5 protein-coding genes and 1 pseudogene are annotated in these 12,777 nt (G+C 59.9%); 2 read left to right on the forward strand and 4 right to left on the reverse strand.

The genetic code is table 11. The features are described 5' to 3' along the window. Positions 1-18 precede the first annotated feature (18 nt). From EAH68_RS14300 to EAH68_RS14310, 3 genes and pseudogenes are all read right to left on the reverse strand, one after another. Positions 19-1,413 carry a hypothetical protein gene (locus tag EAH68_RS14300; protein ID WP_126122012.1) on the reverse strand — a complete coding sequence of 465 codons (1,395 nt, stop codon included), beginning with the start codon at positions 1,411-1,413 and terminating at the stop codon, positions 19-21. Then, positions 1,410-2,474, reverse strand: a complete 1,065-nt coding sequence (locus tag EAH68_RS14305; RefSeq protein ID WP_126122013.1) for a hypothetical protein — start codon at positions 2,472-2,474, stop codon at positions 1,410-1,412. The genes EAH68_RS14300 and EAH68_RS14305 overlap by 4 nt, the downstream gene beginning before the upstream one ends. Before the next feature lie 843 nt (positions 2,475-3,317). Beyond that, a pseudogene (locus tag EAH68_RS14310) lies at positions 3,318-4,522 on the reverse strand (IS110 family RNA-guided transposase). Positions 4,523-5,079: 557 nt separating this feature from the next. Between EAH68_RS14310 and EAH68_RS14315 the strand changes: the two are divergent. Continuing rightward, positions 5,080-10,191, forward strand: a complete 5,112-nt coding sequence (locus EAH68_RS14315) for a hypothetical protein (RefSeq protein ID WP_206436430.1) — start codon at positions 5,080-5,082, stop codon at positions 10,189-10,191. Positions 10,192-10,581: 390 nt separating this feature from the next. Further along, the gene (locus EAH68_RS14320) at positions 10,582-11,652 is read left to right on the forward strand and encodes an IS110 family RNA-guided transposase (RefSeq protein ID WP_206436431.1); all 1,071 of its coding nucleotides are present in this window, start codon (positions 10,582-10,584) and stop codon (positions 11,650-11,652) included. A gap of 25 nt (positions 11,653-11,677) precedes the next feature. Here the strand turns inward: EAH68_RS14320 and EAH68_RS14325 are convergent. After that, positions 11,678-12,777 (reverse strand): ISL3 family transposase (locus EAH68_RS14325; RefSeq protein ID WP_126122014.1); only part of this gene is annotated, 1,100 nt, incomplete at its 5' end.

The following is a 12,777-nucleotide window of genomic DNA, read 5'->3' on the forward strand; positions in this document are numbered from 1 at the left end:
AAGTACTGAGACTCACTGTCAAAAAAGACCCGAGACAGCACAAATAGCCGGGTCATTAACGCTTAACGATGCCGGCTTCAATGGACAGCGCACCCGCCCCTGAACTGCCGGGCAGACCAGATCGACACGAACCCGCTGGTCCTCGACATCCTCTCCGTTCTTTGGGCGCCCAGTCCGCGTCCGCTTTCGGTAGGGACGGGAATTGGTGCCCATCAGGAGGGGAAGCAGTTTCTCCAGCCGCCGGTCATGCTGATCGAAACCGTCCTTCCCATCCTTCAGATCCACTGTCTTGCGCACCAACTTCCACTTACCCGCCATGCTCTGAGCGACCGGGCAGTAGAAGTCTCCGGCCAGCTGGACCGGGCCCGCTGGCTGCCCGTCGACGATGTGTTCCGGAGACTCACTGGCGAACACCGTGTTCCACGAAACGGGATAACGCACCACCGGTGAGTAGCCCAGATCCAGGCACATGTCATTGAAGCCCTTCTTCTGGTTGTAGGCCATGTCAACGGTCAGGTACGGCTGCCGAGCCCGCGGCCCTAAGCGCTGGTCGAGGCCGTTGAGCTGGTGCATCTCCAATGCAATTCGGGTCCCGTCGATTGACGCGGACGTCGGGTGATGCAGCGCCACGGCAGTGATGGTCGCCGCGATCGCGTACAAGTCATCAGGCGGACCGAGACGGCTGACAGCGGTGATCCCGATACCGACACCACGTTTGCCGACCCTCCGGACCTTCTCGCCGTCGGTCACGCTGTTGTCGGCCAGATCACGAGCGAAGAATTTTCCCGAGTAAGCCGCGCCCCGACGCTTATCGTCACGGGAGCCCAACCCCTTGTCGGCGCCGGCCAACAGCACGATGGATTCGTCAATGACCACGTCTCCCCGACCTCCCTGGGGTGCCGGATCCTCGATGGAGGCGGCGATAATCCGGTTGACGACGATGAGCAGGCGATCGCGGGCCAGCTCAGACGCCGCTTGCTGGGTTGCGGTCCGTGCGGCCAGCTGGGCGCGGTGCTCTTTGTTGGTTACGCGGCGTGCCGGCAAATCAATGCCCTGATCCAACGGTTCCAGCCGACGTGTCAGCCAACCCCAGAACGACGGGTAGTCGGTAGACCGAGCCCGCCTGGCCGGGTTCATACCAATCCGGACTAATTGGTGGTCCGGCAAGGCACTGAGCACGCGGAGGATCTCGGCGAGTGAGGGAACCCGGCCGATGATCATCAACGCAAGACCAATCGTCAGAACGCCCAGGATAGAGTAGACGGGCCCGGTGGTTCGCCGCCCGCCCACGCCGCGTTGCTCCTGGTAGAACTGCTCTATCAGGGTGGTCGCATCCGAGCGCTCGATACACTGCGCGCACTGTTCAATGCAATCGTCGGTGAGCTGGTAACCGAGGGTCTTGTGGGTGATCACAGCTGGCTCCCCTGCGCCTCGAGCAGCATTGTCGCGAGGTCTTCCGGAGAGTACTTTGGCAGCAGTTCTGGCTGGTCAGCCACTACCCGCAGGTCCCTGACCCCGGCGAGGCCTATTACCGCCACAGTGGAAATACCTGGTGTCACCGCCAGGTCCATGATCCACCGGTTGCGCAGTGCCACAGCATCGAGGCCGGCGAACCCGTACTCCCGCAATCGGTCATTGAGCTTGCTGACGATGTTCCTGTAGACCCGACCGTTGCTCATCAGCGGGAAGAAAGTACCGGTGCCGACCTCCGTCGCATGTGTCAGCAGGCTGTGCCCTCGACGTGGGCACAGCACCGGTACCCGGCGGTCGACTTTGCCGCGCCGACGCACCCGAACCTCAATGATCTCCCGACCACCGGGTAGTCGCAGGACCGCTACATCAGAGCCGGTGATCTCCCGGATTTCTTGGGTACGCAGACCGGCACCGGTGATCAGGTCAAGGACAAGCAGGAGGCGCTTGCGTATGCTCTCTGGGACCGACGGGACGATGGCATAGAGTTCCTCGGCCGTACCGGGTCGAGCCGGCGGGGTGGCACGCTGACGGGTGGCCAGAGTACGCAACGGGGATGGAAACTCCCGGGGATAGAGCGTGGCCCCGGCCAGATACATCACCCGCCGGTAGACCGAGAGGCTCCGCTCGCTGACCTTGGCGGATTTAAACAGCCACATATCGATATTGTGCCTGGTCAAAGCTCGTTGCTCATCCACGTAGCCAGCGACAAGTCCTTCGTCGTAGAGCATCTGGGCGATGATGCGCACGTTTTTCCCGTCGTTTTCCTCATCGATCACGGGCGTGTGCCCCTGCACCAGGGCCGCACGTTCCATCGCCTCGGAACGCAGCGGCCCAGGGGGCCGGTTGATGGACATCTTCCTGAGTCGCTCGAAGCGCTCCCGGTCCGGCAGGGTGCGCATCGTCAGATGTCGTACCCGGTCCGGGACCGGTTCTAGGGCAGGGATGAGCTGGGACGGCGGGTTCGGCTCAGGGGCCGGGGGCATGGCTTTGTGGCGTCCCATCACCACCACCCCCTGGCGAAAGCATGTTCGAGATAGGGGTTGCTCACGTCCTGCGAGCGTGCCAAGATATACATGTGTCCTCCTGAAGTGCTGTGTAGGCGTTTTAGTGAGGGTTGCGGTTCAGATTCGGGCAAGAATCTGAATCGTGGACGGGGCCGGATCTTGCAGGATCTGGTCCCGTTTTTATGCGCTGGGGTGCGCCGATAAGTGTGGTGTGTCGTGATCGCTTGGGGTGCCACTCCTGTCGCAGGGCTGAGTCGACGAGTCGCTCGAGGATCCGGGTCACCGGAGCGCCGGACTCGTTCGACATGATGGTCAGTTGTCGCACCGTTGATGCCCGCAGCCGGAATTCGACCCGCATCCGTTCGTCAGCCGGCACGGTGCGTGCCTCGCTGCGTCCGTACATCGCAGGGGGAATTTCGATCATTGTGGACACGGTGCCCTCCTCGTCGGCAGGAACCCGGCTGTGCTATACATCCGTGTGATTCCGACCGTTACCGGTGACGCTACAGTGGCACAAGATCAGCGACAAGCATTTACCAAAAAGAGAGAAAACAGCGCGCCCATGGTGCATTTAACGCGCTGAACAGGCGTGATACATAATTATTATCGGCGTGTATCAGGCGTGTATGACGCCACCTCTCCCACATGGCGTTTCATAAATTACGGTTCTCGCCCTGCGAAGTCGGTTCTTTTCTTGGGGGGTGTCCCTATGTTTTTGTCAAGGGGTAGGCCCTGTATTCAGGAAAGCACTTCGGGGGTAGCTCCCGATTCTGATGATGGGCGTGGTTGAGCAGCTGGCCGGCGTACTCGCGTCGACCAGCTGATCGTGGTGAAGGTGGGCTACGCAGCAACTCTGGCGGGGATCTCCCTAAAGAACTCGGCCCGGGTCAGCATCGCGTAGATGACGTTGCACCGGCGTCTGGCCAGACACATCACCGCAGCGTTATGCCGTTTGCCCTCGGCCCGTTTCCGCTCGTAGTAGGTCTTGGACGGTTCATGGAACCGGATGGATGCGAACGCGGAGTAGAACAACGCGTTCTTGAGTCTCTTGTTGCCAGCCCTGGCGGGGAACTCCCCACGGATGGACGTTCCCGATCTTCGGGTCACCGGTGCAATCCCGGCATAGGCGGCCAGGTGGCCGGCGGACCGGAAATCAGAACAGTCACCCACAGCCAGGAGTATGTTCGCGGCCGTCTTGATGCCAACTCCCGGCATGGACATCAAGACCTCGGAAAGAGGGAAGTCTTGAAGCAACTCCTCGACCTGCTCAGCAATGGTTTTCCGCTGTTCCAGCAGGGCCTTGATGTTGGTGGCCAGTTGCGGGATGACGATCTCAGCAGCCGCGGTACCGGGCACCGTGACGGTCTGAGCCTTGAGTCCCTCAAAGATCGCGTCCACCAACGTCGTGGGGTCCTTCGTAGCTCGTTTGCTCATCCAGGCCAGTGCCCGGTGGTAGCCGGCTTTCTTCAGCTTCGTGGGGCCGCCGTAGTGGATCAACATGTCCAGCACCAGGGGTCGGGTGATGACGCTGCCAGGTAGCGCGCGTTCCAGACTCGGGTAGATCTGGGTCAGAACGCTACGCAGCCGGTTGATGGTGCGCGTGCAGTCTTTGGCGATGTCATCGTCGAAGCCCGACAACATCTTCAGAGCTGAGAGGACCTCATCGTCCCGGTCCACGGCCCGCAGGGTGTGCGGCATCGTCCGGGCCGTGTCGGCGATGATGAATGCGTCCTTACGGTCGGTCTTCGACCGGCCGGGGTACAGGTCAGCGGCTTTACGCATCGCCAGTCCCGGCAGGTAGCCGACCAGACAGCCTGCGTCGCGTGCCACTGCGATCGGGAGTGCGCCGATGGTGTTGGGCTGGTCAACGACCATCAGGACGGTGCCGTGGGCCTGGAGGTCGGTGAAGACCTTTCTCAGCTGGCCCTCGTCCTGGGTAGGGGTTTGTCGTAGATGATCTCGCCTGTGGCCAGCATGGCGCAGGCGTGGTGGGCGGTTTTGCCGACGTCTAATCCGATGGTGACGTCGATGGTGCCGGTGGTCATGGTCGGCCTCCTTGTGGTGTCGGAGCAACAGTGACAGGTGGAACGTTGTCGCTGGTGTCTCGACATCCGATGCTGGCACCCACGTTACAAAGAGAACTGAACCTGATTGGTTCGTCCGTGTCCCTATCAGCAGTCAACGGGTGTCCTGGTAGCCCGGCGGCAACACCCCCCGGATCATGGTAACTACAGGGGCAATAAGCCATACCGGGCCCAGCGACTATCCCCATTATCGGGGATACCCTCAAGGTAACGGGATATGTCGGTGTCCACCCAACGTCATTTCTACCCCCGCCACCTACCCCCGATACGGGTGGAAAATAGATAAAGCGCCCGACGGTCCTATAGCGGTCCGCCCCCCTTCGGCATCAGCGACCTCCTGCAGTATCGGTGACGCCATGAAACTGCTGGCACGGCTTAGATCGGGGATCCGAGAGGTGCACTAAATTAGACTCAGTTGGTACGACGCACCACGTGGCGTGGCAGAGGCGATCACAGGCAAGGCACTCCGCGAGACAGCGAAACGCAGGCTTGAGTGAATCAACTTTCGAGGAGGAGCAATGACTGCTGAGCATTCACGCGGCGAACAAGGTGACTTTGGAACGGATAACCCCGATGAGTCTTCTGACGGTCCCCTCGCCACCAATCCAATAGCCGAAAGTCCTACAGTCAAGGGTCAACCACAGGTTGGCGCCGAATCCGGGTCAAGTCCCTATGCCACTGGCGGGGGAGGCGTGACACTCGGTCACCGCATCGCTGCCATCTATCTCACCAGCCTTCTGACGGGAGAACGTAGAGCTGAAGCTTCTGAACTGCCCGTGCGGCGAGTATCGTTCCAGACCTCACCGGATCATCCCGTCGATGACCTCCTAGTTGAGTATTCCTCCGGCACATCTAAAGTCACTATCGCAATCGCTTGCCGAGCAACCCCGAACTTTGTGCAAAGCGACGAGCAAACAGTGAAACTCGTTAGCTCACTCCTGAAAGAAATAACAAAGTTCAACACCAACGACCACCAGGTCGCTGTTGCAGTAGCAGGCTGGCGCACCCAGTGGGAACAACTCGCAACCGTCTGCGATATAGCGCGTAGCAACGCTGACGCTGCCTTTTTCAAGGCATCGTTGGATGTCGAGAAACGATGGTCTAAGAAGGTTCGCGAGCGTCTCGATCAGTTCCTCATGATGGTTAACCTTGCGACCGAGAATATGAAAACAGAAGCCGAAGTTTTCTCACTGGCTTTCATGCTCCTGTCTCGTCTCCACATCCTTGGGTTTGCGGTGCAGAGTCCCGACGAGAGGGATCGCACCGCGGCTGCAACCGCTCTCGACGCGGTGGCAAGGGACGCCGTGGACGGCATCATTCTCAGAAATCGACTTGAAGTCGAGGCTACCCGCTACGACACAACTGGGGCTGTTGTTGATCTGAACCTGCTCCGGCGGGATCTTCACACACTTCTTGAGGCCACGACGACTCGTAATACCCGGGTTTGGGAGACACTGGCCGATCATCGCAGAGTTGCTGATGCCAGCGTCCGTACCGTCCTCGGGGAAGCCTCCGCCACCTCAGATGCACTTAGTATCGCGTTCGCTGACCGCCGCGATGACCTCATCTCCTCAATCCGGAAAACAGGGGCGGATGCCACCGCGCTCATCGTATCTGGTGAGTCCGGCACTGGTAAGAGCGCCTTAACTCTCTCGTGTATCACACAGCTTGAGGAAGAAGACCCCACTGGTTTCGAAGCTCTCGTTGTGAACTTCCGGGCTCTTCCACAGACCAGTATGGAGTTCCGGGCTGCCATAGGTGCATCCATAGCTGACGTACTTGCCGAGCTCTCCGCCCCCACACGAGTGCTCGTCATCGACGCGGCGGATGCCGCTTTCGAACGTTCAGCCATTCTTCTCAACGATCTCGTGCTCGCAGCAAAACAGGCAGGCATCGGCGTCGTTGCAGTCTCCTCAGACACTGCTCAAGAGTTCGTTAATGAGCAACTTGCTCTTGGGTTTGACAAAGCCATCACATCTTTCAACATGCAGCTACTCAGCGATGCTGACCTTGAAGCAGTCGCAGAACACTTCCCTCTATTGCGTACGGTTTTGCGCAACCTGCCCCAGGCGTCGTTGCTACGCCGTCTGGTTGTCCTTGATCTTCTTGCTCGGACTGGCATCAAACTCAAGAGTCAGATCAGTGAGTGGGACTGCCTTGATCTCGTGTGGAAAAAGATCGTCCGCGCAGAGGGTAAGCCAGGAGCCGGTTCAGCGGAAGCACGTGAGCAGACTCTCCTCGCTGTTGCGGCCGCAACCCTCAACCTGTCAGCTGACCGGCAGCTCGCTGCTACACCCGACCCCGCGGCAGTCGACAAGCTGCGTCGCGACCACCTCTTAGCACCAGCTAGCCCATATCTGGCTCGGCCTGAATTCGCCCATGACGAAGTCCGTCGCTATGCCCTCGCGATCCTCCTAGTACGCGCCACGAATATGGCCGACACGCTACAGGCTGGGGGGGCTCCGCGTTGGGCGCTCTCAGCGGCCACGCTGGCGTGTAAAGGTCAACTCTGCGCCCCCAGAGCCAATGCGCCTCGAGTGTTCGACCGTATGGTCCAAATGTTCAACGCCTTCGCTGTCCAGCACGGCCCCCGTTGGTCGGACGTGTCTGTGGAAGCTGCCCTTGATACGTCCAAAGCTTATGAGTGCTTGAAAGCTGAACCCAATAATCATACATCTCCCGTCCATCTCGATGACGTCGTTCGTATCGTCAAGCAGCGCTATCAGGTCAACGGACTCCCAGACTCTCTTGTCACCGCACCAGTCATCCAACTTCTTCTCGACCACGCCGAACCTTGGCGGATATCAGAGTCATCATTCGAGTTGCTCGCCGACTGGCTGCAGTCACTAGCCCTACTCCAACTGCCCGCGGGGCACCCACTGCGTATTGCGCTGCGGGACCGCCTCATCACTTACTGGGACTCGTTCCCAACCCTGAAGCCAATGAAGAAGGATAGGACGGATAATCGATCCGTCAAACTGGGTTTTGGGTCGAGGCCCCGACGTCGGCGTGAGCTTCCATACGAGGTCACCCAGAACGAATACATCGAGTGCCTGGCACTTCTGGGACCAGACATAAACGACCAGGTCGAGCAGTGTCTACTCGCGATCGCCGATGATGCCCCCGGCTTCCTCGCCCCCGCCGCAGACTCTCCGTTGAGCGCACGAGCAATCGCTCTTCACGACCCTGAGCTACTGGCCACACTAATGGAGGCCTATTATATCGACGACGAGGACACTGATTGGGACTTTCACGAGGGTATACGCGACCACCAAGGCCGGTGGAAAGGCTTCTCTCCACCGTTCTATCAATATTACTATGGCAGCTTCTGGGCACTATTCAATTTCGCGTCATACAAGACCTCGGTCCGAGTCCTGAACAACATCCTCAACCATGGCGCTCGCGTCCGCGTACGTCCCCGTGCTGGCCTGGGCGTGGACCCATTCGAAGGCACTCCTGATCACGGACCCGAGGAGCAACACGAGACCGGAGCGGAACTCAACCTTGACGGCACCTCACGCTTTTACGTGGGCGACACCCACGTATGGAGTTGGTATCGCGGAACATCAGTAGGTCCGTACTCCGGAATGAGCGCACTCCTCGCGATGGAACGCGTCGCTGAAGGATGGCTCGACACCCACACCCCTCCATCTTGGATCGTCAATGCCCTCCTTGAGAACTGCGAAAACCTCGCCGTACCCGGCATGTTATACGGACTCCTGACTCGTCACATCGATAAGATCAACGAGGAACTTGACCCATTCCTTGCTGAACCAACGGTGTGGGAACTGGAGTTCGGACGTGTAATCGGGGAACACAGCGGTCTCCGCGCTCGGACTGATGACCTCAGACACCAAGAACGACGCAACTGGTCCCCCCACGAAGTGTGCGTCACCCTCATGACGAGGGGAAATGAGGGGCGCGTCCAAGCGCTCAAAGCAGTCGGCGACCTCCTGATCTCGAACGGAGACCGTCTCGGAGTTCCCCGAGAGCACACGAGGAACTGGGCCGCCAGCCTTGACGCCAACCAGTACAAGCTAACCCAAGAAGACGGGCAGATCTACCTCCAGGTTGATCCGCCAAAGGAGTTGGAGGCCACGCAGGCAAAATTCGCCCTCTACCAGGACCAGGTCAACACCGGCCTGCGTCTCCAGAACCGCTACTGGGGCTCAGCTAAACACAACGCGGACTATGTACCGCCCACCTCAGCAGAGATCGCTCAAGACCTCAGCACGGCGCGTGAACTCCTTGACGCAAACAACGACATCATGCCGACATCGCCACTCAACGCCGCAGCGCATGTCGTCCGCCTCGCGGTTCAACGTGCCGCCGTCGGTGACTTGGAAGCCCTCGGGAGCGAAACTGAGTTTGTAGCCCAACTCGTACTTCAACTAGCACTCGCTTTCCAGACTTCAGACGACCAGCGAGACGAAGGACAATACTTTGATCTTGGCGCCGACCGGGCGATAGCCCATGCCCTCCCTGCATTCCTAACGCCTGCTCTCGCCGATCTTCTCCCTCCGATCGGAGCAACCACAGCCGATGTGGAAGATGCGGGAATGGCCGTCGCCGGCACGGCGCCGCTCGAAACCAGGCTCTACCTAACCCGCGGGTGCGACATCGTCTGGGATTCGCCTTGTCACGGAACCCCGTGCATCCACAAGACGGCAATCAGCTGGGTTCTTGAGACTGCCCGCGGAGCTGAGCTGGGTGCATGGGAAATGCACAACCAACGCCGCTCCCGTGTCTACATCGAGGGTGACGTCCCGACGCGACTTCAAGAACTCGACGGCACATCCATTGACCTGAGCATGCTGAATGCCTCCATTAGAGGCCTCGGTGCAGCAGCCGCAGCCCACCATTGCTACACCAACGAGGCTGCAAGACTTCTCGCTCAGTTCCTCGATGTTCAACGTCGCACGATGGTGACCCACGCAGGGAAGAGATGGGGTGTCGACCACCGGGGGGACTACGCCCTCGTCGCGGCTCGCGCAATCCTCGACAACTACGCCAGCTACCGAGCCGTTCGACCTGTCCTCGATCACCTCGATGTCCTCAGCGTGGACGCGGACCTTCTGTCTGGCTTTCTTCACAGTCTCGCGGCAGCCGGCGCAGAAAACGACCGGCGCGCGCAAGCAGCACGTGACCTTTGGCCCACTGTCCTCGACCACGCTCTCACTTACGCAAGCCAGAGCCCCAGTCCCTACCGAGACCGCCACTGGGGTGACTGGGCAGCCGCTGCGCTTCTGCCCGAACCGCTCTCGTGGACTCAAGGCCTTTACAATGAATTGGCTGGGGCGCCCATCGAATGGGTTAATGCCGAGGACCTACTCGACCTCATTGACCAGTGGGTTCCGTTAGGCCGCGCTAAAACCAAGTGCGTCGACGCACTCATCCGTATCCTCCGCAAGCTACCAGTGGCCGAGCAAGTGGCCCGCGGTCTTGACTGGATCACCGAACTCTGCAGCCGAAACGGCCAGGTGGTCATCAACCAAACCTGGGGCTCAAATGATTGGCTCAAAGAGATTCGCAGTACCGCCGAAGAACTCGATGAACTCCACAAATGGCAGAAACTTGTCGACGCGATGGTGGTCGCCGGAAACGAAGACCTCGCCCCTTACAGCCGATAGAAGGGTCCGATAAAATGTTCGCACCGCCCTCCTGGTCCTGGTCATCTCGTCACCGTTTTCGCACGGGAAACCGGCTCTTCACTATGGAGTTGTGAGGCCGTTGGCCTGACCTTCTTGACGGACATGGTGACCCGCCCACAACGCTAACCGGCCGATAATGGTTGGTGAGTGTGAGTGGTCTGACCCACGGCTCTTCTGACGCCACCACAGCATTTTCGGCGACTGTCTTCATCCGGACCTGTCGGCCACACCGGACTCACAGCGTGACCGGACGGGCCGCCATGTCCCAATAGGAGTTTGAAATGCTTTCCCCATAGTGAACTGACTGACACCCGACCGGCTGCGCATCCTTCTCAATCGTTCTACAACAACGACCAGGAGCGCACCACCATGATGCACAAAGACACCGATCCCGCAGTAATCGTCGGGATCGACACCCACGCCGATACCCACCACCTAGCCGTGATCACGTCCTATGGCCGACCCCTTGTAGACTTGAAAATCCCCGCCACCCCGGCAGGCTACCGGCAAGCACTCGACACAATCACCAAGTACCCGCGCGTCGATAAAGTCGGTATCGAGTGCACCGGCAGCTACGGCGCGGGAATCACCAGGGAATTCACCGCCGCAGGCTACCGCGTTGTCGAAGTCAACCGGCCCAATAAGTTTGACCGACGCCGACAAGGCAAGACCGACCAGTTTGATGCCTACGTGGCCGCGGAAGCAGTCCTATCGGGGCGGGCTACGGCGATCCCGAAAAGCAATGATGGCCTGGTCCAATCCTTACGCGTCCTGCGCACCACACGCACCTCGGCAGTCCGGGATCGGACCGCCACGATCAACCAGATCACAACGATGCTCGTTGCCGGCCCCGATAACCTACGGGAGAAGTATCGGGGCCTGACCACCGCAAAGCTGATCACCACGTTGGCCGCGACCCGCCCGCCGGCAGAACCCATCACTGCGTCCGAATCCACCGCCGTAGCTCTGCGCTTGTTGGCTAGGAGGTACAAGTTCCTCAACGAGCAGGCCACTGACCTCACACATCAGATCACCCGGTTGCTCAAGGAACATGCCCCAGCATTGATGGATGTCTACGGTGCCGGCCCCGATAGCATCGCCCAGCTATTGATCACCGCGGGGGATAACCCTGAACGTTTGCGTAGCGAACGGCATTTCGCGGCCTTGGCAGGTGCATCCCCCATTCCCGCGTCCTCGGGTAAGACGAATCGTCACCGGCTTAATCGGGGTGGGGACCGTCAGGCTAACTCCGCGTTGCACCGAATCATCCTCGTGCGGATGCATTACGAGCAACGAACTCGTGACTATGTGGAACGTAGAATCGATGAGGGTAAAAGCAAGAGGGAGATCATGCGCTGTCTCAAACGCTACCTCGCCCGGGAGCTTTTCCCACTCATCGTCGCCACGTTGAAACCTGTTCAATCACGGTCAAGTGCTTGACAAACTTATATAGGAGTGTCCGGATCTAGAGTGCGTTGATCTTGTCCTGCAGCTGTCCGGAGTGGATCAGGCACCGCAAGATGTAGTGGTGGAGATTCCGGAATCCTAGGGCGATGCCACGGAGGTGTTCGAGCCGTCCGTTGATCGCCTCAACGGGGCAGTTGGATGCGCCGGTGTCGAAGTATGCGAGGACGTCCTCACGCCGGCGCCACAGGGTTCTCCCGAGTTGCGCGAGTTCTTCCAGGCCCGCGGGTAGACCCTTGCGCAGGGTGGTGATGACCCTGCTCATCAGCTTCTTTCCCTCCGACTTCTTTGGATGACTGTAGGCCTGGATCAGATCCTGATAGCACAGCCATGTCACCTCCAGTGCCACGTAATCATCGTCGGTGGCCCACAACATCTCCAGGCGCTGTTTCTGCCGATGGGTGAGGTAGTTCGTCCTGGTCAACAAGGTTCGCCGGTGTTTGTACAACGGGTCGTCCTTGCGTCCGCGGCGTCCGGTGGTCTCGCGTTGGAGTCGCTGCCGGCACGAGGTGAGCTTGTCCGCCGCTAGATGGACGACGTGAAACGGATCCATGACCTTGGTCGCGTCCGGCAGGACCTGGTCCACAGCGCTGGCGTAACCGGTGAAACCATCCATCGTCACTACCTGCACCTGCTCCCGGAAACCGGGGTCGCGTTCCTGCAGCCACGTACGCAGGACTTCCGCGCTACGTCCGGGTCGCAGGTCCAGCAGTCGGGCAGGACCACGCCCGTCCACCAGCGGGGTGAGATCCACGAGGATCGTCACCAGGTTGGACGGCTGACCTGGCTTTCGGGTGTGCTTCCAGACGTGCTCATCGACCCCGAGGATCCGGACGCCGTCCAGGTGGTGCGGGTCGTCATAGACGAGCTGGCGGCAGGCATCCAGTGCGACCTGGTTGACCAGCTCCCAACCCACACCAAGTGCCTTGGCGGTGGCAGACACACTCATCCGGTCAATCGCCAGGCGCTGCAAGATCCAGCGGGTCACCCGGCGGGTGAGCTTGGCACCGTCATCAGCGCAGGCCAGGGATGCCTGGAAGATCTTCCTCGGGCAGGAGATAGCTGTGCACAGGAAGCGGGGTACCCGGACATGCAGACGGG

The sequence above is a fragment of the Corynebacterium hylobatis genome (assembly GCF_003955685.1).
Taxonomy (GTDB): domain Bacteria; phylum Actinomycetota; class Actinomycetes; order Mycobacteriales; family Mycobacteriaceae; genus Corynebacterium; species Corynebacterium hylobatis.